This is a genomic window from Stenotrophomonas sp. (genome assembly GCF_059505245.1).
On the sequence record NZ_JCACKF010000042.1, the window covers coordinates 129844 to 152624 of the forward strand.

Here is a 22781-nt window from a genome sequence, read left to right on the forward strand (position 1 = left end):
CGCGAAGGGCTCTGACCCGCTGTGGGTCGCTGGGGTCAGAGCCCTTTGCCGCGCAAAGGGATCTGACCCCGGTGCCGGCCACACGCCTGCACTGACTCCCCCTGCACGTATCACGCGCGCACAATACGCGCATGCCTGCCATCCCCCCCGTTGGCGCTGCCGCCGCGAAGAAACCCAGCCTGCGCCAGCGCTTCAAGGCGATGCGCAACCTGCCGCCGTTCCTGCGCATGGTCTGGCAGACCAGCCCCGCGCTCACCCTGGCCAGCCTGGGGCTGCGCCTGATCCGTGCGCTGCTGCCGGTGGCGATGCTGTACGTCGGCAAGCTGATCATCGACAGCGCCCTGCACCTGAGCCAGCACGACGCCGGTTTCCCGCCGCTGGGCGAGGCGCTGTCCAGCGGCATGCTCAATCCGCTGCTGGGCCTGCTGGCGCTGGAATTCGGCCTGGCCATCGCCTCGGACCTGCTCGGCCGGCTGGTCAGCTATGCCGACGCGCTGCTGTCGGAACTGTTCGCCAACGTCACCAGCATCCGGCTGATGGAACACGCGGCGACGCTGGATCTGGAGGACTTCGAGGACCCGGACCTGCAGGACAAGCTCGACCGTGCGCGGCGCCAGACCATGGGCCGGATGAACCTGATGAGCCAGCTGTTCGGCCAGGTGCAGGACGCGATCACCGTGGCCAGCCTCGCCGTCGGCCTGCTGGTCTACGCGCCGTGGCTGATCCTGCTGCTGGCGCTGGCACTGGTGCCGGCCTTCATCGGCGAATCGCACTTCAACGCGGCCGGCTACAGCCTCAACTTCCAGTGGACGCCCGAGCGCCGCCAGCTCGACTACCTGCGCCAGCTCGGTGCCAGCGTGGAAACGGCCAAGGAAGTGAAGATCTACAACCTGCACCGCTTCCTGGTCGAGCGCTATCGGCGCCTGTCGGTGGCGCTGTTCCAGGCCAACCGTGCCCTGGCACGGCGCCGCGCGTTCTGGGGCACGCTGCTGGCTGCGCTGGGTACGCTCGGCTACTACACCGCCTACGCCTACATCGCCTGGCGCACGGTACGCGGCGATTTCTCGATCGGCGACCTGACCTTCCTTGCCGGCAGCTTCCTGCGCCTGCGCCAACTGCTGGAAGGCCTGCTGATCGGCTTCTCGCAGGTGGCCAGCCAGGCGCTGTACCTGGACGACCTGTTCTCGTTCTTCCAGATCGAGCCGGAAATCCACTCGCGCGAAGGCGCCATACGCGTGCCGCAGCCGATCCGCCAGGGCTTCGTGTTCGAGAACGTCGGCTTCCGCTATCCCGATGCCGAACAGTGGGCGGTGCGCCACCTTGATTTCCAGCTGCAGGCCGGCGAAGTGCTGGCCCTGGTCGGCGAGAACGGCGCGGGCAAGACCACCCTGGTGAAACTGCTGGCACGCCTGTACGAACCGGACGAGGGCCGCATCCTGCTCGATGGCCGCGACCTGCGCGACTACGACCTGGACGACCTGCGCGCCAACCTCGGGGTGATCTTCCAGGACTTCGTGCGCTACAACCTCAGCGCCGGCGAGAACATCGGCGTCGGCCAGGTCGAGGCCATGGACGACCGGGCACGCATCGCCGATGCCGCGCGCCGCGGCATGGCCGAGGAAGTGATCGAGGAGCTGCCCGGTGGCTACGACCAGCTGATCGGCCGCCGTTTCAAGCAGGGCGTGGACCTGTCCGGTGGCCAGTGGCAGAAGATCGCCATTGCCCGCGCGTGGATGCGCAATGCGCAGGTGATGATCCTGGATGAGCCAACGGCAGCACTGGATGCGCGCAGTGAATTCGAGGTGTTCCAGCGGTTCAGGGAACTGGCGGATAATCGCACCGCCGTATTGATTTCCCACCGTTTTTCCTCGGTCCGCATGGCCGATCGCATCCTGGTGCTGGCCGATGGCCGGATCGAGGCCAGTGGCACCCACGCCCAGCTGATGGCACAGGGCGGCCGCTATGCCGAGCTGTTCGAGCTGCAGGCGGCGGGTTACCGCTGAGAACGCCTCTCGTTCCGCCCAATGAGAACCCGTCTCATTTGAGATAGAATTCCCCCGACGACTTTTGACAGATACGCCCATGTCCTCCGCTTTTGGCGCCGAAACGGTGCTTGAGGTCCGTCACTGGACCGACGCCTACTTCAGTTTCACCACCACCCGCGACAGCGGCTTCCGCTTCGAGAACGGCCAGTTCGTGATGATCGGCCTGGAAACCGAGGCACGGCCGCTGCTGCGTGCGTACTCCATCGCCAGCGCCAACTGGGAAGAGCATCTGGAGTTCTTCAGCATCAAGGTGCAGGACGGCCCGCTGACCTCGCGCCTGCAGCACATCAAGCCAGGCGACAAGGTGCTGGTCGGCAAGAAGCCCACCGGCACCCTGCTGATCAGCGACCTGCACCCGGGCAAGAACCTGTACCTGCTGGGCACGGGCACCGGCATGGCGCCGTGGCTGTCGGTCATCAAGGACCCGGAGACCTACGAGCGCTTCGAGAAGGTGATCCTCTGCCACGGCGTGCGCTACGAAAAGGATCTGGCCTACCGCGATTACTTCGAGAGGGAGCTGCGTGAGCACGAGTTCCTGGGCGAGATGATCGGCGACAAGCTGCTGTACTACCCGGCCGTCACCCGCGAGCCGTTCGCCAACCAGGGCCGCCTGACCTCGCTGATGGAAAGCGGCCAGATGCAGCGCACCCTCGGCCTGCCGGAGCTGAGCCCGGAAAACGACCGCGCGATGATCTGCGGCAGCCCGCAGATGCTGGCCGACCTGCGTGCTGTGCTCGATGCCCGCGGTTTCCAGGTTTCGCCGCGCATCGGCCAGCCGGGCCACTACGTGTTCGAGCGCGCGTTCGTCGAGAAATGATGCTGCAACGGTAGTGCCGGCCGCTGGCCGGCTCTTCCTGGCCCGCCGGGTTGCCGGCCAGCGGCCGGCACGACCTCACAACAGCGCTTCAATCTCGCCGCTCAGCTGCTCCGGCCGGGTGGTGGGCGCATGCCGCGACACCACCCGCCCCTGGCGATCGACCAGGAACTTGCTGAAATTCCACTTGATGCGGGCACTGCCGAGCACGCCGCGCTTCTCGCGCGCGAGCCACCTCCAGAGCGGGTCGGCCCCCTCGCCGTTGACCTCGATCTTTTCCGACAGCGGGAAGCTGACCGGATAGTCCAGCGAACAGAACTGGCGGATCTGTGCGGCATCACCGGGCTCCTGCGCGCCAAACTGGTTGCACGGGAAGCCGATCACCACCAGGCCGCGTTCGCGGTACGCCTGCCACAGCTGCTCCAGCCCGGTGTACTGAGGCGTGAAGCCACAACGGCTGGCGACATTGACCAGCAGCAACGGGTGGCCCTGGTACCGGGCCAGCGCCTGCGGCTGGCCGTCGAGGTCGCGGAAGCTGAAATCGTAGGCGGTCGTCATGGCAGCGGGCCGTGGGCGGTGAATGCATGGTACCCGCGCCCGGCCCCGGCAACATGCCTTTTGACACAAGTGCAGTCGCCGCCGGCCGGGTTACCCTCGGGCCCTTGTTTGCCTTACCGGAGCTTCTACCTTGACCACTCGACTTGCCCTTGCCGTGGCCATGTCCCTCGGCCTTGCCCTGCCCGCCTTCTCGGCCGGCGCCGCCACCCCGGCTGCCAGCACCAATGCCCAGCAGGCCAACCCGTTCTTCGCCGAAAGCCCGCTGCCGCTGCACTTCCCGCAGTTCGACAAGATCAAGGACAGCGACTTCGCCCCGGCCTTCGACGCCGGCATGGCGCAGCAGCTGAAGGAAGTGGAGGCGATCGCCAACAACAAGGCCAAGCCGACCTTCGACAACACCATCATCGCGCTGGAAAAGAGCGGTGACATCCTCGACCGTGCGACCACCGTGTTCTTCAGCCTGGTCGGCGCCGATACCAACGACACCCGCAAGAAGCTGCAGGCCGACTACTCGGCGAAGTTCGCCGCGCACAGCGATGCGATCGCGCTGAACGGCAAGCTGTTCGCCCGCATCCAGGCGCTGTACGACACCCGCAGCCAGCTGGGCCTGGACGCCGAAGGCGTGCGCCTGGTCGAGAAGTACTACGACAACTACGTGCGCGCCGGCGCCAAGCTGTCCGAGGCCGACAAGGCCACGCTGAAGGACATGAATGCCGAACTGGCCAATCTGGGCACCAAGTTCAGCCAGAACGTGCAGTCGGAAGTGAACGCTTCGGCAATCACTGTCGACGACGTCAAGGAGCTGGCTGGCCTGTCCAAGGAGCAGATCGCCGCCGCCGCCGAAGCCGCCAAGGCGCGTGGCCTGGAAGGCAAGTACGTGATCACCCTGCTCAACACCACCGGCCAGCCGCCGCTGACCAACCTGGCCAACCGCGCCCTGCGCCAGAAGATCTACGAAGCCTCGACCACCCGCGGCAGCCGCGGCGGTGAGTTCGACAACACCGCGCTGGTCTCGCGCATCATGCAGCTGCGTGCCGACAAGGCCAAGCTGATGGGCTTCCCGAACTTCGCCGCCTACAACCTGACCAACCAGACCGCCAAGACCCCCGAAGCGGTCAACGCGATGCTCGGCAAGCTGGCTCCGGCCGCGGTGGCCAATGCCAAGCGCGAAGCCGCCGACCTGCAGGCGATGATCGACAAGGAGCAGAAGGCCGCGCGCAAGCCGACCTTCCAGCTGGAACCGTGGGACTGGGCCTTCTACAGCGAGAAGGTGCGCCAGGCCAAGTACAACTTCGACGAGTCGCAGCTGAAGCCGTACTTCGAACTGAAGAACGTGCTGGAGAACGGCGTCTTCTACGCCGCCGGCCAGGAATTCGGCCTGACCTTCAAGCAGCGCACCGACCTGCCGGTCTACCACGATGACGTCACCGTCTACGACGTGTTCGACGCCGATGGCAGCCAGCTGGCGATCTTCATCTTCGATCCGTATGCGCGCGCCTCCAAGCGCGGCGGTGCGTGGATGAACTCCTACGTCTCGCAGTCCAAGCTGACCGGCTTCAAGCCGGTGGTCGCCAATCACCTGAACATCCCGAAGCCGCCGGCCGGCCAGCCGACCCTGCTGACCTGGGATGAGGTGAACACCACCTTCCACGAGTTCGGCCACGCCCTGCACGGCATGTTCTCCAACGTGAAGTACCCCTACTTCTCGGGCACCTCGGTGCCGCGCGACTTCGTCGAGTTCCCCTCGCAGGTCAACGAGATGTGGGCCGACAACCCGGTCATCCTGAAGAACTACGCCAAGCACTACCAGAATGGTTCGGCGATGCCGCAGGCCCTGCTGGACAAGGTGATTGCCGCATCGAAGTTCAACCAGGGCTTTGCCACCACCGAATACCTGGGGGCGGCGATGCTGGACCAGAACTGGCACCAGATCGGCCCGGACCAGGTGCCGGCGGCCAAGGACGTGATGGCCTTCGAGCGCGCCGCGCTGGAGAAGGACGGCATCTACTACGCGCCGGTTCCGCCGCGCTACAAGACCCCGTACTTCAGCCACATCATGGGCGGCTACTCGGCCGGCTACTACGCCTACATCTGGTCGGAAGTGCTCGATGCCAACACCCAGAAGTGGTTCAAGGACAACGGCGGCCTGAGCCGCAAGAACGGCGACCACTTCCGCGCCACCCTGCTGTCCAAGGGCGGCAGCGTCGACGCGATGCAGCTGTTCCGCGATTTCGCCGGCCACGAGCCGCAGATCGAACCACTGCTGGAAAAGCGCGGCCTGACCGGCGCCGGCAACTGATCGCCAGCGCAGTCGCCTGAAACGAAAACCGCCCGGGAGACCGGGCGGTTTTTTGTTGTGGTCGGGGTCAGAGCCCTCTTCTGCGAAAAGGGATCTGACCCCGGGGTCGAAAATACGTCGAGCCTTCAATCTTCAAGTGACAACGCCATCTTGACGTCAGGCCTGGCTTCATCGCGGCGCCACGTACCCACCCGGCACGCCTTCCGGCGACAGCACCAGCTGCCACAGCTGCGCGTGCCGGCAGCGGAAGGTGGCCATCGACCCGGCCAGGTAGAAGCGCCACATGCGCCGGAAGTGCTCGTCGTAGTGCGCATCCAGCCGCGGCCACGCTGCTTCCACGTTGCGCCGCCATGCCTGCAGGGTCAGGTCGTAGTCGGTGCCGAAGTTGTGCCAGTCCTCCAGCACGAAACGGCCTTCGAACGCCTTGGTGATCTGCACCGCCGACGGCAGCATCGAGTTGGGGAAGATGTAGCGTGCAATCCATGGATCGGTGCGATGCCGTGAGACGTTGGTGCCGATGGTATGCAACAGCAGCAACCCGCGCGGCGACAGGCAGCGCTTGGCCACTTCGAAGAAACTGGCGTAGTTCTTGTCACCGACGTGCTCGAACATGCCGATCGAGAAGATCGCATCGAACGGTTCGTCCAGTTCACGGTAATCCTGCAGGCGGATCTCGATCGGCAGGCCAGCGCACAACTGCCGCGCGAACTCGGCCTGCTCCTGCGATATGGTCACGCCGACGCCGCTGACACCGTAGCGCTCGGCGGCGAACTTCAGGGCTTCGCCCCAACCGCAGCCAATGTCCAGCACGCGCTGGCCCGGGCGCAGGCCCAGCTTGCGGCAGACCAGGTCGAGCTTGGCCTCCTGTGCGGCGTCGAGGTCGTCGGCGTTGCGCCAATAGCCACAGCTGTAGACCAGGCGCTGGCCGAGCATGGCCTGGTAGAGATCATTGCCGAGGTCGTAATGGCGGCGACCGACTTCGTAACTGCCCTGCCCCGCCTGCAGGTTGAACAGGCGCGCCTTCAGCGCGTCTGCCACTTCGCGCCAGCCGTGCACCCGTTCATCCAGGTGCGCCTGCATCAGGTGGACGAGGAATTCATCCAGGACATTGGCATCCCACCACCCCTCCATGTAGCTCTCGCCCAGGCCGAGCGAGCCGTGGCCCATGACCCGCGCGAAAAAACGCGGGTCATGCACCTGGATGTCCTGTGGCTGGGTGCCGCCGATGCGGACCCCGGCTTCGTGGAGCAGGCCGGCGACCCGCTCCTGCAACCCTGTATCCACGCCACCTCCTCGACTGCGGTCAACCGCGTGCGAACAGCTCCACGTAGTCCTTGGCCACGTGAGGCAACAGCACCGCCGTCGGTACATCGGCGGTCTGGGTGCCGTCCGAGTATGGACCCACCTGGTACGGCGGGAAAACAAAGCGCAGCGCGGTGATCTGCCCCTTGTCGTCGGTCAGTGGCTGGAACTGGCTGAAATTGTCGGCCTGCGGGCCGGTTCCGTCGGCGATCATGCGCGATGCGTTGCGCAGCGATTCCTGCAGCTGGGCCGGGTCCATGTCCTCGCCACTGAGGCGGGTGGCCACGCGTTCGCGCAGCTGGTCGGCGACGAAATCACTGATCGCCTTCCAGCCCTTGGCATCGGCCACCAGCTTGTCGGCACTGAGCATCTGCTGCTGCTGCGGCAGCCACACGAAGCGCGCCACCAGCGGCTCGCCGTGGGCGCCACCCGTGTAGCGGCTGCCGTCGGCACTGACCACCACCAGCTGCGGGGTTTCAAGCAGCTTCTCGAAGCTCAGCGACAGCTCGTAGGGCATGGTCGGCTTGTCGTTGCCCAGCCCGTCCAGCGCCTGCTGCAGGTCGCTGCGCGCACTCGTCGCATAGCTCTGCAGCGCGCGGGCCAGGCCCGGATAACGGTCGATACCGGCCGGGTAGCTGATGCCTACCACTTCGCGCTCGTTGTTCTCGATCACGTCGCGCAGGTCCAGCGGCGCTTCCGTGGCCGGCGTTTCGCCTGCGGCGGTGGCTTCGGCGGCGGGCGCCGCGTCGGTCGCCGGTGCCGGCTCGCTTTCACGCTGGCAACCGGCCAGCAACAGCACGCCCACCACGCCGGCCAACACGCTGCCGTGCAATGGCCGGTTGTTTCCAATCTTCATCGGGATCCCCTGTTCATGTTTGTACATCATCGCCTGCCATGGCTGAAGCGTGACCCGCTGGCGTTCAGCCAACGAGCAGGTCGTGGTACTCCTCGTGGCGCTGCAGGAAGGCTTCGGCGTAGGAACATGCCGGCACCACCTTGTATTTCTGCTCGCGGGCGAAACGCAGTGCCACGCGGGTCAGCTCACCGGCGATGCCACGGCCGGCGATCGGCTCGGGCACCTCGGTATGGGTGATGACCATGCGCCTGCGCTTGATCTGGTAATCGAGCACCGCCAGCTGTCCGCGCACACGTGCGGTGAAGCGGTGGTTGGCCAGGTCGTGCTCGACCTCATAGGCCAGACCGGGGGGCGTGACCGAAGCCATGGAACTGTCTCCTGCGGCGACTGCGTGGATGGTGCGCAGCCGGGCGCCATGATCGCGTGAAGCCTGAACAGGGGCAAGTCCAGTCCATTCACGTCAGTTTTCGCCCTCAAGCTGGAGGTGGGCCGGCCGCTATCGCCTATGGAGGGGTATGGCCAGGCTGGCACGACCCTTGCGACCGTTGACCATGCGCACCACCGTGGAGGCTCCCATGCACGCCAGCAATTCCCATTCCGATACCGACCGCGCCCTGCTGGAGGGCCTGCTGCAACTGGCGGTGGAAGGGCAGACCGAGGATCAGGATTTCCAGCGCATCGGCGAGGAAGTGTTCGCCCGCCTGCTGGATACCTACGGTCAGCAGACCGCAGCCTGACCCGGCCGGGGCGGATCGGACCCGATCCGCCCCGCTACCCGCATCAACCGCCGCCGAGGCGGAAGGTCGGGTTGGAGAGTTCGCGCAGGAAGTGGGTGAAGATGCTCGGCTGCATGGCCAGCATGAAGATCACGCCAAACGCCGCACCTGCCAGGTGCGCGCTGTGGTTGATGCGGTCGCCACCGCGCCTGTCCATCCAGATGCTGTAGCCGACGTAGAACGCGGCATAGATGATCGCCGGTGCCGGGATGAAGAACACCAGGATGATCGACCACGGCTTGATCAGGATGAAGGCGAACAGCACTGCCGATACCGCCCCGGACGCCCCGAGGCTGAGGTAGTTCGGGTTCTTCTGGTTCTTCAGGTAGCTGGGCAGGATCGAGACCAGCAGCGCGCCGATGTAGAACGCCGGGTAGGTCAGGTAGCTGCCGGTCAGCTGCACCATCACGCTCTCGATGAATCCCCCGAAGAAGAACAGGGTGATCATGTTGAAGATCAGGTGCGACCAGTCGGCGTGGATGAAGCCATAGGTCACCAGCCGGTCGTACTGGCGGTGACGGTCGATGGCCGGCGGCCACAGGATCAGGCGGTCGGCCAGCTTGCGGTTGTTGAACGCCATCCACGACAGGATGGCGGTGATGGCGATCAACAGCAGATTGACGGGGGTCATGTCAGGCTCAGGCGGTACGGTAGTTGTCGACCATACGATAGCGTTTCGCGTACCAACCGAAGGCCAACGCCGCGACGAAGGCGAAGCCGGCGAAGAAGAACATCAGGAACGCCGCCTCGCTCAGGCCCGTGCCCGCGATCTGGTGGGTGACCGTGTCGTTGCGCACCGCTGCGTTGGACAGCAGCACCCACAGGTTGCCGATGGTGGTGGTCAGGTTCCAGAAGCTCATCACCACGCCCTTCATCGCCTGCGGTGCCTGGCTGTAGGCGAACTCCAGGCCGGTGGCCGAGACCAGCACCTCACCGAAGGTCAGCAGCGCGTACGGCAGCATCTGCCAGAAGATCGACATGGCGTTGCCGCCGTCCATCACCACCTGGATGCCACCCACCACGATCCAGGCCAGGCCACTGAAGGCGATGCCGGCGGTCATGCGGCGCAGCGCGGTCGGTTCGAAGCCGAAGCGGCGCAGGGCCGGATACAGCACCAGGTTGTTGAACGGAATCAGGATCATCACCAGCAGCGGGTTCAGCGCCTGCATCTGCGAAGCGGTGAACCAGCTTGGCATCTGCATCTGCTGGCCCTGCAGGACCCAGGTCGAGGCCTTCTGGTCGAACAGCGAGAAGAACGGCGTGGTCAGCGCGAAGATCACCAGCACGCGCAGTACCGAGCGCACGCCTTCCACGGCTTCGGCCGGATGCTGGCCACGGGCGCGGTCCAGCTGCAGCCAGGTGCCGCCACCGATGCCGGCAAGGATGGCCACCAGCGCCAGGCACAGGCAGATCACGATGCCCAGCGAACCGACCAGGCCGAACGAGGCCACCGCCAGCGCCAGGCCAAGCACGGCGATCACCAGGCCCGGACGGCCCTGGCCAGCCACGCGCGTGGTCAGCGCGGTACGCACCACGTTGGCGAACGAATGCGGGTCCTTCGGCGGCAGCGGCACCAGCACGTAGCGCCTGCGGCCCAGCCAGAACACGAAGGTAGCGATGAACATCAGGATGCCCGGGATGCCGAACGCCCACTGCGGGCCCCAGTTCTTCAGCACCAGCGGGATCAGCAGCGAGGCGAACAGCGAGCCGAAGTTGATGATCCAGTAGAAGGCGTCGAAGACGATCTTGGCCAGGTGCTTGTTGCTCTGGTCGAACTGGTCGCCCATGAACGAGGCCACCAGCGGCTTGATGCCGCCGGCACCGAGCGCGATCAGGCCCAGGCCGAGGAAGAAGCCCTCGCGGCTGTTCTCGAACAGCGCCAGGCACAGGTGGCCGGCGCAGTAGACCAGGCTGAACCAGAGAATGGTGTGGTACTTGCCGAAGAACCTGTCGGCCAGCCAGCCACCGAGCAGCGGGAAGAAATACACGCCGATCATGAAGCTGTGCATGATGTCCTTGGCTTCACCGGCACGGCCTTCGGCAGTGATTTCCTGCAGCAGCAGCGAGGTGATCAGGAACTGCACCAGGATGTTGCGCATCCCGTAGAAACTGAACCGCTCGCAGGCCTCATTGCCGATGATGTACGGAATCTGGCGCGGCATCTTTCCCTGGCCGGCGATGGGGGCGACTGCGTCGTGGCTCATCCTGTAAGGCATTCCTGCAAAGCGAAAGGCGCAAGGTTACCGGAACCGGGGCTTGCGAAGCACGCTGCAGGGCTGCATGACAACGGTGCCAATCCATGGCAGGCGGTGCAGGCCCTGCCGGAAGTCACGGCACCTGCACGACAAAAGCGTAAACTTATCGTTATGCGCCCCCTCGCCCACGCCCGCCTCCTGCTCAGCTGCCTTGCGCTGTTGCTGGCGTTGCAGGCGCAGGCACGACCACAGGCGCCGGCCGCCGTTGCCAGCGAGAGCGACCCCAGGCAGCTGACGGTCGCCGCGCTGGAGCTGCCCAGCCGCGATGACGCGCAATGGAAGCAGCGCCGCGAGCAGGTCGCACAGCTGCTGACCGAGCTGCAGCCGGACGTGATCTCGGTGCAGCAGGTGCTGCAGCAGCAGGGCCGCAACCCGGCCTGCTGGCTGGCCAGCCGGCTGCGCTACAGCTGCGACTTCGTTACCGCCGATCCGCCCAGCCAGCCGCTGCGGCATGGCAACGCCATGCTGACCCGGCTGCCGGTCAGCGAGGACGGCGTGACCCTGCTGCATCCTCCCGGCACCTTCAGCGCGGCCGGCATGATGCGGCTGAGGCTGGGCGAGGCGCTGGTCAACATCTATGTGGCGCGGCTGCGCCCGGACCCGGACGAGGCCAGCGCCCGCCAGCACCAGACCAGCGACCTGATGACCTGGATCGGCGCCACCGCCGAAGGCATGCCGAGCCTGATTGCCGGCGATTTCTCGGCCAGCACGGTGGAACTGGTGCGCAGCACGCCGGGGTTCCAGCCGGCCCGGCGCAATCCCGGCGGCCGTGCCGAGGCGCCGGCGGCCAGTGGGGGCGGCAGCAGCGGCCACGGCCTGGATGTGCTGTTCCAGGTCAAGCACTTTGGCGGCATCCGCCAGCAGCCGATCCTGCTGCCGGCCGACGGCGACCTGCCCGGCCTGCGTCTGGGTGTGATAGCGACCCTGCGCCTGCAGGGCGATACGGCCACCGCGGAATAAGTAGTGCGGGCCGCTGGCCGGCTCCCCCGGTACTGCACGGTTGCCGGCCAGCGGCCGGCACTATCGAACGACTGCTGCAACAGAAAAGGCCGGGGTCTCCCCCGGCCTTCTCATGTCATCCTGTCACGCGATCAGGCGATCGCTTCCTGGTAACGGCGCTCGACTTCGTTCCAGTCGATGACGTTGAAGAACGCGCCGATGTATTCCGGGCGGCGGTTCTGGTACTTCAGGTAGTACGCGTGTTCCCACACGTCCAGGCCGAGGATGGGGGTGTTGCCTTCCATCAGCGGGCTGTCCTGGTTGCCGGTGCTCTCGACCACGACCTTCTTGTCCGGGGTCACGCTCAGCCACGCCCAGCCACTGCCGAAACGGGTCAGCGCGGCCTTGGTGAAGGCATCCTTGAACTTGTCGAAACCGCCCAGGTCCTTGTCGATGGCCTTGGCCACGTCGCCCACCGGGTTGCCGCCGGCATTGGGGGCCATCACGGTCCAGAACAGCGAGTGGTTGGCATGGCCACCACCGTTGTTGCGCACCGGGCCCTGCAGGTTCTCCGGCAGCGACTTGAGCTTCTTCACCAGCTCTTCGACCGGCAGGTCAGCGTACTCGGTGCCTTCCAGCGCCGCGTTGACGTTGTTGATGTAGGTCTGGTGATGCTTGGTGTGATGGATTTCCATCGTCGCCGCATCGATATGCGGTTCCAGCGCGTCGTAGGCGTAGGACAGCTTGGGCAGGGTGTAGGCCATGATGCATCTCCTGATTGCGAGGGCACCCGACGATGTCGGGCGGTGCGCGGTGAATGATGGGGACAGACCGCCAGATTACCAAGGGGGATGTAAAGGAAATTGCGTCCTGCCAGTGAGCACGACGGCAATTGTTACGCAGCAGTGACGCAGCGCGCTCCTCATGCACCGTGCAGCGCACAGGCGCTACAGTGCGTGTACTACCCTCGCCCGCCCCTGCCCATGCGCAACCCCCGGCTGCTGATCACCGCCATCGCCCTGCTGCTGCTCGGCCTGGTCGCCAACCATTTCCTGCAAAGGCCGCCAGCGCCGCAGTTCGCGCCCGACCTGCAGGGCACGCCGGTCGCGCGCGCGCCGGCCACCGCCTCGCCCGGCAAGGACAGCGGACTTCCCGCGTTCCTGCCCGCCGAAGCGCGCGCGACCATCGCCCTGATCCAGCGTGGCGGTCCATTCCCGCACCGCCAGGACGGCAGTACCTTCAGCAACCGCGAGCAGCAGCTGCCGCAGCGCGCGCGCGGCTACTACCGCGAATACACCGTCGACACCCCTGGCGCGCGTACGCGTGGCACGCGTCGCATCGTCACCGGCGGCGATCCGCCGGAAGCGTGGTACTACACCGACGACCATTACGCGTCATTCCGCAGCTTCGCCGTACCGGCCCAGGGAGTCCAGTGATGAGCCACGATGATTTCGGCCTTGGCCTGCATGACATCAACAACGCCGGCGTCTACGCCATCGACAGCGACGACATCGGCGCACTGGCCGCGGCGATGCGCGATGCCGGCCTGAAAGTGATCCGCATCGATCTGGAGGGCGTCGCGGACAAGCGCACCCTGCTCGCCCGGTTGGCCGCACAGCTGGATTTCCCGGCCGGTTTCGGCGGCAACTGGGATGCGCTGTCGGACAACCTGCGCGACCTGCAATGGCTGCCGGCCAATGGCTACGCGCTGTTCCTGGCCGACGTGGACGCGCTGCGCGCCGGTCCGCAGAAGGACTTCGACACCCTGCTGGACGTGATGGACGAGACCAGCCGTGACTGGGTCGGCCGCGACGTACCGTTCTGGGTGTTCCTGTCGCAGAGCGCGTAAGGTCACTGCCTTGGCCGGCATGCACTGACGCCTTGGCAGAGGCCGACCTTGGTCGGCGCTTCTGTGCCAACCAAGGTTGGCATCTACCAAAGCGCCGGCCGGCCAGCACGTGGGCACGGCCCCTGTCTAGCGGCTCCCGTTGTTTTCCTGCAGTTCCTTCTTGAACGGGATGTCCGGCGGCGGTCGTGCCACGGCCGGCTGGTCCTGCATGTTGGGGTTGGTCAGGCCACAGCCGCCACCGGCCTGCAGGATCGAAATGACGCAGGAGATCCTTGTGTTGGTGCCCGGCAATGGAATCTCCATCGCCTTGACGCCCTTGCGCACCCATTCGGCCAGCAGCGATTCCTGCGGCACCCAGTATTTGTCGAACGAGGTCGGCGTGTAGTCGTACGGCGGGCGCTTCAGCCAGGTGCCGGACTGCGCAATGCGCTCCTTGCTCCAGCCGTCGTTGGCACCGCCGGGCGCACCGCGCGCGGCATGGCCATCGCCCTCCTGGCCAGGCACGCGCACGCTGCCATCGGCATTGAACAGGCCGCTGCCCTTGCCGGCGGTACTGGCCTGGCGGGTACCGTTGCTGCTGCCGTCGCGGTTGCGGCTGGAAGACCCCCAGTCATCGCCCTTGGCAGGCGTCGCCCAGTTGCCTGGATCAGGCGCCGGGCGCGCTCCCGCGTTTGCGGGTGTGCTGCTGGATGCTGACGGACGCGCGCTGCTGCTCGCCTGCGTCGCGCTGCCCTGGGCCGCAGTCGCGGGCGTCGCCGTGGCACTGCCACTGGAGGATGCCGGCGCTGCCACCGGTGCCGAGGCCACTTCACGTTCCCGCACCTGCACGTCGCGGCCTGTGGGCGCGCGTACGGCGGGCTCACGCCCGGCCACCGCCGCCATCCGCACCTGCGGATCGGCCACGGCCTGCACTTCACGTTCGCGCACCTGCACGTCCTGCTGCGGCACGCGCACCTGCACTTCCGGGCTGCGCAGCAGTTGGGGAGCGACCGGCGCGTCGACCGTACTGACTTCGCGTTCGCGCACCTGGATGTCACGCACCTGCGGCGTGCGCACGGCCAGTTCCGGGGTACGCACCGGGCTTGGTGTCGGCGGCGCCTGCACCGGCTGCACGCTGCGCTCGCGCACGGCGGGTGTGCTGTCACGCGGCACGACGCTGACTTCGGTGCGCGGCACACTGACCGGCGGCACCACGAAATCCGTGCTGGCCTGCGCCACTTCGGTGGCCTGGACGGGCGAAGGCGGCGGCGCGGCCACCGGCGCCGGCTCGGCGTCGGCCGGCGGTGGTGGTGGAACGCTGGCGGTCGGCGCGGATGCCGGGGATGAGGCGGTGGTTTCGGCAGCCACCGGACGTGGCGCAGGGGCCGAGGCAGCGCCCGCCTCCTGGCCCGGCGCAACCCGACCTGCCGCCGCAGCCGCAGCCGCTTCGGCGCCCGGCTGATCGCCACCGCCTTCCTGCGACGCGCGGCCGACGAACTCCACCTGCACGCGCTCGCCCTCGGTGCCCTCTTCGTCCGGCGCGCTGGTACGGATCACCGCCACCCACAGCAACAGCACGAAGAACAGCAGGTGCAGCAGTGCACTGACCAGTGCCGAGGTCCAGCGCATCCAGCGCTGGTCGCGCGGCGCGGCGTCCCAGTCCTGCCAGAACAATCGGCGCAGCGCCTGCCACGGCGACAGCCGCGGCGACTGGCCTGGCGGGCCCGGCAGCGGGCGCGGCAGGAAAACTGCGATCACCTCGCGGGCATGGAACGGCCGCGGCAGTGGCCCCAGCGAGCGCAGCCACAGCGCCCAGCCATAGGGCAGGCGCGTGGACTTCTCGAGGACGGCGCGGGGCTGCTGGCGCGCCAGCAGCAGGTCAATGAGTTGCTCGGCCCGGGTCAGAGGCACGCGTCAGCGATCAGGCGACGTTGCCGCGCGGAATGTAAGGCGCGTGGCCGCTGTCATGATCGGTCGCGTCACGCACGGCGGTCACGCCCGGCACGCGGCCCATCAGGGTCTTTTCGATGCCCTGCTTGAGCGTCACATCGGCCATGCCGCAGCCCTGGCAGCCACCACCGAAGCGCAGCAGCACCACGCCGTCGGACGAGACTTCCTGCACGGCCACCTTGCCGCCATGCGAGGCCAGCTGCGGATTGACTTCGTTCTCCACCACCCAGTGCACGCGTTCGACCAGCGAGGCCGCATCACCCGGCGCTTCGCCCTTGATGCGCGGCGCCTTGATGGTCAGCTGCTGGGCACCGGCGGTGCCGGCGACGATGTCGATCTCGGCGCCATCGAGCCAGCCAACGCTGCCGGCGTCGACATAGAGGGTGAAACCATCGCAGTCCACCGCCCACTCGTCACCGAGCAGGTCGGTCGGTTCGGCGAATTCCAGCCGGGCGTCGGCGCGCGGCGTACCGGGGTCGACCGCGCTCAGGCGCACGCCCATGCCGGGCACGCCCTCGCGTTCGATCAACCTGCGGAAATGGGTCTGGGCAGTGTCGGAGATCTGGATCATCAGGCTATTCTAGCCAAGTAAGCGTCAGCCGCTCATTCGGTTTATACACCGTCCGGCGCATTGTTCAGTCAACACGAGGTGGAGATTCCCATGGCCGACCTGATTCCACTGGCCCAGGCCCGTTGCGTGCCGCGCAAAGGCAGCGACCACAAGCTCGGCGAGGCCCGCCTGGCCGAACTGCTGCCGCAGGTTCCCGGCTGGGAGCTGAGCGAGGGTGACCAGGCCCTGTCGCGTACCTTCCGCTTCAAGGATTACTACGCCACCATGGCCTTCGTGAACGCACTGGCCTGGATCGCCCACCGCGAGGACCACCACCCGGACCTGGGCGTGCACTACGACCGCGCGGTCGTGCGCTTCTCCACCCACGATGTGGGCGGGCTGAGCGAGAACGACTTCATCTGCGCGGCCAAGACTTCGGCCCTGACGGAGCAACTGCCATGAACGTACGTTTGCTGAGCCTGTCCCTGATCGCTGCGACCGGCCTGGCCGGCTGTGGCGCGTCCGAACCGCCGTCACCGCCACCGCCGCCGCCGACCGAAGTGGCCGCGGTGAAGACGCCGCCGCCGCAGTACCCGCTGGAACTGGCCTGCATGGGCGTGGGCGGCACCAGCACCTTCAAGGTGACCATCGGCACCGACGGCAAGCCGAGCGAGGTTGCGCTGTTGACCGGGGCTGGCAACCCGCAGCTGGACGAACTGGCCAAGACCGCCGTGCAGGGCTGGCAGTTCAAGGCCGCCACCCGTAACGGCCAACCGGTGCCGGCCACCATCCAGGTTCCTGTCAGCTTCAACCCGCCACAGCCGAAGCCGGACCAGTGCTTCGCCATCGAAGAACGCCTGCGCCGCGGCGGCTGATCGCGCGCACCCCGACGGGGCCTGCCGACGCCCGCCTCGCCCTCGCCGCCCCGGCCCTGCCCGGGGCGGCTGTCTGTTGACCAGGATCGCGTGGGTTGATGCTGCAGATTCCCCCTGAAAACATCTGGATCGCACTGGCGGTCACGCTTGCCGCAGGCCTGGCCACCGCGATCGGCAGCCTGCTGGTGCTGTTCTCGCGCCGCCCCAGCCCGCGCCTGCTGGCGTTCGGCCTGGCCTTTGCCGGTGGCGCGATGGTCTATGTGTCGCTGTCGGAGATCCTCAACAAGTCCATTGCGTCGTTTGCACTGGCGTATGGCGAGCGCACCGGCTTCACCTACGGCACCCTGGCCTTCCTGCTGGGCGTGATCGTGATCGTACTGATCGACCACTTCATTCCCAATCCGCATGACAGCCTGGACAAACAGGACCCTGCGTTCCGCGAGAACAGCCGCGAGTACCTGAAGCGGGTCGCGCTGCTGACCTCGGTTGCGATCACCGCACACAATTTCCCGGAAGGGCTGGCGACCTTCTTCGCCACGCTGGAAAGCCCATCGGTGGGCATGCCACTGGCCTTCGCCATCGCCATCCACAACATTCCCGAGGGCATCGCGATCGCGGTGCCGGTGTACTTCGCCACCCAGAACAAGTTCTACGCGTTCAGTGCCAGCCTGCTGTCCGGCCTGGCCGAGCCCGTGGGCGCGGCGCTTGGCTACTGGCTTCTGTCAGGATCGCTGTCGCACGCCACGTTCGGCTGGGTGTTCGGCCTGATCGCCGGCGTGATGGTGTTCCTGGCGCTGGATGAGCTGCTGCCGGCGGCCAAGCGCTATGCCAAGGGCCACGAGACGGTTTATGGACTGGTGGCCGGCATGGGCACGCTGGCGATCAGCCTGGTGCTGTTCAAGTGGTGAGGGGTTCCCGGCTCGCCCTGTAGAGTCCAGCCATGCTCGACTGGCTTTCCGCGTGGCCCGACCGAGGCGCAGTCGAGCGTGGCTCGACGCTACAGGAGATCCCTACTTCAGCCGGTCCAGCGCCTCGACCAGCTCATCCGCCAGCGGCGCGTTCAATACGTATGGGCTCTTGCCGTCATCCAGCGCGAACTCCAGCGAGGCCGCATGCAGGAACAGGCGCTTCAGCCCGATCTGCTCACGAAGCCGCTTGTTGACCGCTGGATCGCCGTATTTGTCGTCACCGGCCACTGGATGCCCCAGATGCTGGGCGTGCACGCGGATCTGGTGGGTACGGCCGGTCTCGATGCGGACTTCGCAGTACGAATGGCCACCGCGGCGTTCCAGCACCCGGAAGTGGCTGATCGATTCCTTGCCGATCGCATTGACCTGCACATGGCGCTCGCCGCCCTGGCGCAGGCCCACGTGCAGCGGTGCGTCGACCGTCATCACGCCGTCGGGCATGCGCCCGGCCAGCAGCGTCAGGTAGCGCTTGCGGATGCCGGCGCCGTGGTCTTCACGCAGCAAGGCCTGCAGTTCGCTCAGCGCCGAGCGCTTCTTGGCCACGATCAGCAGGCCCGAGGTGTCGCGATCCAACCGGTGGACCAGCTCCAGGGTCTGCCCCGGGCGCAGCGCGCGCAGGGTCTCGATGGCGCCGAAGCTGATGCCGCTGCCGCCGTGGCTGGCCACGCCGGTCGGCTTGTTCAGGGCCAGCAGGCGGGCGTCCTCGAAGACGATGGCCTGCTCCAGGCGGCGCATGAACGCCTCCGGCGGACCGGCCTTGTCTCCCTCCTCAGTGAGACGGACCGGTGGCACGCGCACCTCGTCACCGGCCTCGAGCTTGCGCTCGGCCTTGGCGCGGCCACCGTTCACCCGAACCTGGCCACTGCGCACCAGCTTGTAGACCAGGCTGCGCGGGGCGCCCTTCAGCTGGCCGAGCAGGAAGTTGTCCAGGCGCTGGCCGGCGCGGTCGGCGGGAACGGTGATCATGCGCACGGAAGGCTTGTCGCCAGCGGGTTTGGTGGGGTCTTGGGCGGTCATCAGGCTGTTTATTCTGTTACACTCGGGGGGCGAGATAAGGGATTGATTTCGTTGGAAGTTACTCAGGGCCAGAAGCCCAGCTTCCGACGAATCCGGCACAGTGCGCGACCACCGCCCGCGGGGCGGCCATGTTAGCGGCTCACCGGCCTTCCCGGCCATCGCCGGATGCCTGACACGCAACCGTGCTGAACATGTCCCGCGTGGCGCTCCAGCCTGGCTGACAGCTGCCTGCGGCCTGTAACACCCCAAAACCCATAAGAGTGAAGCGCTCCCGCGGCCTGCCGTGGTGTCGTAGCGCTGGAAACCCAAGCCGCCCTCCCCGCGCTTGCGCGAATGGGCGGCGAACCGTGTCCAGAGGCGAAACCCCATGGCGTTCCGCGCGGTAGCCGCTTGCGAGGAACGCAACAATGAAGCGAATGCTGATCAACGCCACGCAGGCTGAAGAGCTGCGTGTTGCCATCGTGGATGGCCAGTCGTTGTATGACATCGACATCGAACAGCCGTCGAAGGAACAGAAGAAGTCCAACATCTACAAGGGCCGGATCTTCCGCATCGAGCCCTCGCTGGAAGCCGCCTTCGTCGAGTACGGCGGTGGCCGCCATGGCTTCCTGCCGCTGAAGGAAATCTCCCGCGACTACTTCCAGGCCGGTGTCGACCACAACAAGGCCGGCATCCGCGAGCTGCTGAAGGAAGGCCAGGAGATCGTCGTCCAGGTCGACAAGGAAGAGCGTGGCAACAAGGGCGCCGCCCTGACCACGTTCATCTCGCTGGCCGGCCGCTACATGGTGCTGATGCCGAACTCGCCCAGCGCCGGCGGCGTTTCCCGTCGCATCGAGGGCGAAGACCGGGCCGCGCTGAAGGACGCCCTGGACAAGCTGAACATTCCCGACGACATGGGCGTGATCATCCGTACCGCCGGCGTCGGCCGCGATGCGGAAGAGCTGCAGTGGGACCTGGACTACCTGCTCAATGTCTGGCGCGCCATCGCCGAAGCCGCACTGAGCAAGCCGGCTCCGTTCCTGATCTACCAGGAATCGCGCCTGATCGTGCGCGCCCTGCGTGACTACCTGCGCGCCGACATCGGCGAGATCCTGGTGGACACCGAGGAGATGTACGAGCACGCCCGCGAGTTCATGCAGCAGGTGATGCCGCAGACCCTGCGCAAGCTCAAGCATTACAAGGACGACATCCCGCTGTTCAACCGCTTCCAGATCGAGTCGCAGATCGAGGGTGCCTACGAGCGCAACGTGCGCCTGCCGTCGGGCGGCTCGATCGTGGTCGACCAGACCGAAGCGCTGACCGCGGTCGACGTCAATTCCTCGCGCGCCACCAAGGGCAGCGACATCGAGGACACCGCGTTCCAGACCAACCTGGAAGCGGCCGAGGAAGTGGCCCGCCAGCTGCGCCTGCGCGACCTGGGCGGCCTGGTGGTGATCGACTTCATCGACATGGCCTCCAACAAGCACCAGCGCGAGGTCGAGAACCGCCTGGCCAACGCGCTGAAGTACGACCGTGCGCGCGTCCAGGTTGGCCGCATCTCGCGCTTCGGCCTGCTGGAAATGAGCCGCCAGCGCCTGCGCCCGAGCCTGGGTGAATCCAGCCAGATCGTCTGCCCGCGTTGCGACGGCCACGGCCGCATGCGCAGCGTCGAGTCGCTGTCGCTGTCGATCATCCGCGTTGCCGAAGAGCATGCGATGAAGGAAAACACCGGGCAGGTGCTGGTCCAGGCGCCGGTGGAGATCGCCAATTACCTGCTGAACGAAAAGCGCAGTGCCCTGCGCGAGATCGAGCAGCGCCACGAGGCGCCGATCGTGATCGTCGCCGACGAGCAGCTGCACACCCCGCACTACACCGTCACCCGCCTGCGCGAGAACGAGCTGGGTGAAGAGAGCAACAAGCCCAGTTACCAGCGCGGCACCCCGCGCAAGCTGCCGGTGCATGCCCTGACCAAGGGCCAGCTGAACATCCCGCCGCCGGCGGTGACCCAGGTCAAGCACACCTCCCCCGCCCCGGTGCGCGAGGAAGTGGAGCCGGCCGCAGCGGCACCGGCCCCGGTCGTGGCAGCGCCGGTTGCAGCGGCCCCGAGCGGCGGCGTGATCGGTTGGCTCAAGCGCGTGTTCGGTGGCGAACCGGCGCCGGCACCGGCACCGGCGGCTCCTGTTGCCCGCCAGCAGCAGGACGGCGGCCGCAAGGACCGCAACAAGGATCGCAACAAGGACCGCAAGGATCGCCGCGACGACAACCGTGGCAACGGCAACGCTCAGCAGCAGAAGGATGGCGGCAACCGCAAGGAGCGCGGTGAGCAGCGCAAGGACGGCCGCAACGGCAACAACGGCAATGCCCAGCAGCAGCCGCAGCAGGGCAGGCAGAAGGAGCCGCAGCAGAAGGACGGCCAGCAGCCGCAGCAGCAGAACAAGCCGCGCAACGAGCAGCAGGTCCAGAACCAGCAGCAGCCGAAGCTGAAGCAGCCCAAGCAGCCGCGCCAGCCGCAGGACGGTGACAAGCCGGCCGAGAAGCCGCAGCGCAGCACCGCCGAGGCACCGGCCGAGGCCGGGACCGCGGCTGCCGCCGTGGCCGCCACGGCGGTCGCCGCCAATGGGGTGACCGCTCAGGAAGCCACTGCGCCGGTGGCGCCGGTTGCGCCGGCCGCCTCCGCTCCGGCGGAAGCCACTGCACCGGCCGACACCACTGCCAACGCCGGCAACGAGGCCGAGGCGATTGCCGTGACCGGTGAAGAGGCTGCTGTCGACGCCAACGGCGAGCAGGCCGGTGAAGGCGCGACCCGCCGCCGCCGTGGCCGTCGTGGTGGTCGTCGCCGCCGTCGTGGTGGCGCCGAGAACGCTGCCGGCAGCGATGGCCTGGGCGATGATCAGGACGACGCGGACGACAGTGATGACACCGATGCCGCTGATGTCGCCGAGCAGAGCAACGACAGCGTCGCCGGGACCACTCCGGTCGCCGCTGCGCAGCCGGCCCGTTCGCAACCGGAATTCGATTTCGATGACGAAGTCGAACCGACCGCTGCCGAATCCGGAAAGCCGGTCCGTGCCGCCGCCGCTGTTGTCGCCGCGCCGGTCGCGGTGGTGAGCAGCGCCGTGGTCGATGCCGCTGCACCGGTGGTGGCCGAGGTACAGGCCCCGATCAATACCGTGGCCAAGGCCGAACCGGCATCTTCGCCGGTGCAGACCAGCATGCTCGATGCCATCGACGCGGCGACCCCGGCCCAGCCGGTGGTGGCTGCAGCACCGGCGGTCGAAGCCAAGCCGGTCGTGGTTGAGGCTGCCCCGGCCGTTGAAGCCACTCCGGTGGTCGAAGTGAAGCCGGTCGTGGAATCGAAGCCAGAAATCGCTGAAGCCGCTCCGGCGGTCGAAGCCGAGCCGCTGGCCGTTGAGGCCGCCCCGGTGGTGGAGGCCGCTCCCGCGGTTGAAGCCAAGCCGGTGGTCGAGACCGCACCGGTCGCCGAACAGCCAGTCGCTCCGGTGGCGGTTGAAGCCGCACCGGTGGAAGCTGCGGCCCCGGTCGCCGATGCGGTGGTGACGCCGTCGATCGATCCGGTCGCCGATGGTCACGCTGATGCCGCCGCCCAGGCGGCCGAAGCCAAGGCCGACGAAGAAGACGAAGAAGCCGCCAAGCGCACGCCGCCGGCGAACTGATCGCGATCTGGTCGCGTGAAAAAGAACGGCGGGGATCGATGATCCCCGCCGTTTCTGTTTGTGCGCCGGGCGCGTGCAGCGCTCTGGTAGAGGCCA

At 67.0% G+C, this 22781-nt stretch carries 21 protein-coding genes; 11 read left to right on the forward strand and 10 right to left on the reverse strand.

Annotated elements, in window-relative coordinates; genetic code table 11:
* Positions 1-131 precede the first annotated feature (131 nt).
* Together AC5JLE_RS16320 and AC5JLE_RS16325 are read left to right on the forward strand one after the other, a co-directional pair.
* Positions 132-2003 (forward strand): ABC transporter ATP-binding protein, encoded by a 1872-nt coding sequence (locus AC5JLE_RS16320; RefSeq protein WP_075076679.1) that lies wholly within the window; start codon positions 132-134, stop codon positions 2001-2003.
* 79 nt (positions 2004-2082) lie between these two features.
* Positions 2083-2862 (forward strand): ferredoxin--NADP reductase, encoded by a 780-nt coding sequence (locus AC5JLE_RS16325; protein ID WP_014647730.1) that lies wholly within the window; start codon positions 2083-2085, stop codon positions 2860-2862.
* 75 nt (positions 2863-2937) lie between these two features.
* Here AC5JLE_RS16325 and AC5JLE_RS16330 read toward each other — a convergent pair whose 3' ends face one another.
* Entirely contained in the window at positions 2938-3417 is a 480-nt protein-coding gene (locus AC5JLE_RS16330; protein ID WP_496065480.1) for a glutathione peroxidase, read from the reverse strand.
* A 130-nt stretch (positions 3418-3547) separates the two neighbouring features.
* Here AC5JLE_RS16330 and AC5JLE_RS16335 point away from each other — a divergent pair, with 130 nt between their 5' ends.
* A complete protein-coding gene (locus tag AC5JLE_RS16335; RefSeq protein ID WP_014647732.1) occupies positions 3548-5716 on the forward strand; it encodes a M3 family metallopeptidase in 2169 nt (722 codons plus the stop codon).
* Positions 5717-5884: 168 nt separating this feature from the next.
* Here AC5JLE_RS16335 and cfa read toward each other — a convergent pair whose 3' ends face one another.
* From cfa to AC5JLE_RS16350, 3 genes are read right to left on the reverse strand one after another with little or no spacing between them, the layout of a single operon-like run.
* The gene (gene cfa, locus AC5JLE_RS16340) at positions 5885-7000 is read right to left on the reverse strand and encodes a cyclopropane fatty acyl phospholipid synthase (RefSeq protein WP_049405890.1); all 1116 of its coding nucleotides are present in this window, start codon (positions 6998-7000) and stop codon (positions 5885-5887) included.
* 19 nt (positions 7001-7019) lie between these two features.
* A complete protein-coding gene (locus AC5JLE_RS16345; RefSeq protein ID WP_164109478.1) occupies positions 7020-7901 on the reverse strand; it encodes a DUF3298 and DUF4163 domain-containing protein in 882 nt (293 codons plus the stop codon).
* Positions 7902-7938: 37 nt separating this feature from the next.
* Positions 7939-8241 carry a GNAT family N-acetyltransferase gene (locus tag AC5JLE_RS16350; RefSeq protein ID WP_006455911.1) on the reverse strand — a complete coding sequence of 101 codons (303 nt, stop codon included), beginning with the start codon at positions 8239-8241 and terminating at the stop codon, positions 7939-7941.
* A gap of 208 nt (positions 8242-8449) precedes the next feature.
* Between AC5JLE_RS16350 and AC5JLE_RS16355 the strand changes: the two genes are divergently transcribed.
* A complete protein-coding gene (locus AC5JLE_RS16355) occupies positions 8450-8611 on the forward strand; it encodes a hypothetical protein (RefSeq protein ID WP_014037806.1) in 162 nt (53 codons plus the stop codon).
* Positions 8612-8654: 43 nt separating this feature from the next.
* On the opposite strand, the gene AC5JLE_RS16360 is transcribed toward AC5JLE_RS16355, so the two are convergent.
* Both AC5JLE_RS16360 and AC5JLE_RS16365 read right to left on the reverse strand, forming a co-directional pair.
* Positions 8655-9281 carry a rhomboid family intramembrane serine protease gene (locus AC5JLE_RS16360; protein ID WP_014647735.1) on the reverse strand — a complete coding sequence of 209 codons (627 nt, stop codon included), beginning with the start codon at positions 9279-9281 and terminating at the stop codon, positions 8655-8657.
* A gap of 7 nt (positions 9282-9288) precedes the next feature.
* Complete coding sequence (locus AC5JLE_RS16365; RefSeq protein WP_134809087.1) at positions 9289-10854, reverse strand: POT-type proton-dependent oligopeptide transporter; 1566 nt, start codon at positions 10852-10854, stop codon at positions 9289-9291.
* A gap of 162 nt (positions 10855-11016) precedes the next feature.
* Between AC5JLE_RS16365 and AC5JLE_RS16370 the strand changes: the two genes are divergently transcribed.
* Positions 11017-11865, forward strand: coding sequence for an endonuclease/exonuclease/phosphatase family protein (locus AC5JLE_RS16370; protein WP_496065481.1), 849 nt, complete (start codon positions 11017-11019; stop codon positions 11863-11865).
* 131 nt (positions 11866-11996) lie between these two features.
* Here AC5JLE_RS16370 and AC5JLE_RS16375 read toward each other — a convergent pair whose 3' ends face one another.
* Complete coding sequence (locus AC5JLE_RS16375; protein ID WP_005410310.1) at positions 11997-12608, reverse strand: superoxide dismutase; 612 nt, start codon at positions 12606-12608, stop codon at positions 11997-11999.
* A gap of 219 nt (positions 12609-12827) precedes the next feature.
* On the opposite strand from AC5JLE_RS16375, the gene AC5JLE_RS16380 reads away from it, so the two are divergent.
* Positions 12828-13280 carry a guanyl-specific ribonuclease gene (locus tag AC5JLE_RS16380; protein WP_241884735.1) on the forward strand — a complete coding sequence of 151 codons (453 nt, stop codon included), beginning with the start codon at positions 12828-12830 and terminating at the stop codon, positions 13278-13280.
* Positions 13280-13693 carry a barstar family protein gene (locus tag AC5JLE_RS16385; RefSeq protein ID WP_014647739.1) on the forward strand — a complete coding sequence of 138 codons (414 nt, stop codon included), beginning with the start codon at positions 13280-13282 and terminating at the stop codon, positions 13691-13693. Before AC5JLE_RS16380 ends, AC5JLE_RS16385 begins: the two co-directional genes overlap by 1 nt.
* A gap of 126 nt (positions 13694-13819) precedes the next feature.
* Here AC5JLE_RS16385 and AC5JLE_RS16390 read toward each other — a convergent pair whose 3' ends face one another.
* A complete protein-coding gene (locus tag AC5JLE_RS16390) occupies positions 13820-15583 on the reverse strand; it encodes a hypothetical protein (protein ID WP_496065482.1) in 1764 nt (587 codons plus the stop codon).
* A 10-nt stretch (positions 15584-15593) separates the two neighbouring features.
* A complete protein-coding gene (locus AC5JLE_RS16395) occupies positions 15594-16193 on the reverse strand; it encodes an NfuA family Fe-S biogenesis protein (RefSeq protein WP_100450329.1) in 600 nt (199 codons plus the stop codon).
* A 90-nt stretch (positions 16194-16283) separates the two neighbouring features.
* Between AC5JLE_RS16395 and AC5JLE_RS16400 the strand changes: the two genes are divergently transcribed.
* From AC5JLE_RS16400 to zupT, 3 genes are all read left to right on the forward strand, one after another.
* The gene (locus tag AC5JLE_RS16400) at positions 16284-16634 is read left to right on the forward strand and encodes a 4a-hydroxytetrahydrobiopterin dehydratase (RefSeq protein ID WP_014647741.1); all 351 of its coding nucleotides are present in this window, start codon (positions 16284-16286) and stop codon (positions 16632-16634) included.
* Positions 16631-17047, forward strand: coding sequence for an energy transducer TonB (locus tag AC5JLE_RS16405; RefSeq protein ID WP_014647742.1), 417 nt, complete (start codon positions 16631-16633; stop codon positions 17045-17047). Before AC5JLE_RS16400 ends, AC5JLE_RS16405 begins: the two co-directional genes overlap by 4 nt.
* Positions 17048-17145: 98 nt before the next feature.
* On the forward strand, positions 17146-17955 hold the full coding sequence (gene zupT / locus AC5JLE_RS16410; protein ID WP_014647743.1) for a zinc transporter ZupT: 810 nt from the start codon (positions 17146-17148) through the stop codon (positions 17953-17955).
* A gap of 102 nt (positions 17956-18057) precedes the next feature.
* Here the strand turns inward: zupT and AC5JLE_RS16415 are convergent, their stop codons facing one another.
* A complete protein-coding gene (locus AC5JLE_RS16415) occupies positions 18058-19032 on the reverse strand; it encodes an RluA family pseudouridine synthase (RefSeq protein ID WP_049403782.1) in 975 nt (324 codons plus the stop codon).
* 407 nt (positions 19033-19439) lie between these two features.
* On the opposite strand from AC5JLE_RS16415, the gene rne reads away from it, so the two are divergent.
* The gene (gene rne / locus AC5JLE_RS16420; RefSeq protein WP_496065483.1) at positions 19440-22685 is read left to right on the forward strand and encodes a ribonuclease E; all 3246 of its coding nucleotides are present in this window, start codon (positions 19440-19442) and stop codon (positions 22683-22685) included.
* The last annotated feature ends 96 nt before the right edge of the window (positions 22686-22781 follow it).

Coding starts and splice junctions, on each gene's coding strand:
- AC5JLE_RS16355 (WP_014037806.1), top strand. CDS start 8,450: ATGCACGCCAGCAATTCCCATTCCGATACCGACCGCGCCCTGCTGGAG.
- AC5JLE_RS16360 (WP_014647735.1), bottom strand. CDS start 9,281: ATGACCCCCGTCAATCTGCTGTTGATCGCCATCACCGCCATCCTGTCG.
- AC5JLE_RS16325 (WP_014647730.1), top strand. CDS start 2,083: ATGTCCTCCGCTTTTGGCGCCGAAACGGTGCTTGAGGTCCGTCACTGG.
- AC5JLE_RS16395 (WP_100450329.1), bottom strand. CDS start 16,193: ATGATCCAGATCTCCGACACTGCCCAGACCCATTTCCGCAGGTTGATC.
- AC5JLE_RS16415 (WP_049403782.1), bottom strand. CDS start 19,032: ATGACCGCCCAAGACCCCACCAAACCCGCTGGCGACAAGCCTTCCGTG.
- AC5JLE_RS16370 (WP_496065481.1), top strand. CDS start 11,017: ATGCGCCCCCTCGCCCACGCCCGCCTCCTGCTCAGCTGCCTTGCGCTG.
- AC5JLE_RS16405 (WP_014647742.1), top strand. CDS start 16,631: ATGAACGTACGTTTGCTGAGCCTGTCCCTGATCGCTGCGACCGGCCTG.
- AC5JLE_RS16320 (WP_075076679.1), top strand. CDS start 132: ATGCCTGCCATCCCCCCCGTTGGCGCTGCCGCCGCGAAGAAACCCAGC.
- AC5JLE_RS16380 (WP_241884735.1), top strand. CDS start 12,828: ATGCGCAACCCCCGGCTGCTGATCACCGCCATCGCCCTGCTGCTGCTC.
- AC5JLE_RS16385 (WP_014647739.1), top strand. CDS start 13,280: ATGAGCCACGATGATTTCGGCCTTGGCCTGCATGACATCAACAACGCC.
- AC5JLE_RS16400 (WP_014647741.1), top strand. CDS start 16,284: ATGGCCGACCTGATTCCACTGGCCCAGGCCCGTTGCGTGCCGCGCAAA.
- zupT (WP_014647743.1), top strand. CDS start 17,146: ATGCTGCAGATTCCCCCTGAAAACATCTGGATCGCACTGGCGGTCACG.
- AC5JLE_RS16330 (WP_496065480.1), bottom strand. CDS start 3,417: ATGACGACCGCCTACGATTTCAGCTTCCGCGACCTCGACGGCCAGCCG.
- AC5JLE_RS16345 (WP_164109478.1), bottom strand. CDS start 7,901: ATGTACAAACATGAACAGGGGATCCCGATGAAGATTGGAAACAACCGG.
- AC5JLE_RS16365 (WP_134809087.1), bottom strand. CDS start 10,854: ATGAGCCACGACGCAGTCGCCCCCATCGCCGGCCAGGGAAAGATGCCG.
- rne (WP_496065483.1), top strand. CDS start 19,440: ATGAAGCGAATGCTGATCAACGCCACGCAGGCTGAAGAGCTGCGTGTT.
- AC5JLE_RS16375 (WP_005410310.1), bottom strand. CDS start 12,608: ATGGCCTACACCCTGCCCAAGCTGTCCTACGCCTACGACGCGCTGGAA.
- AC5JLE_RS16350 (WP_006455911.1), bottom strand. CDS start 8,241: ATGGCTTCGGTCACGCCCCCCGGTCTGGCCTATGAGGTCGAGCACGAC.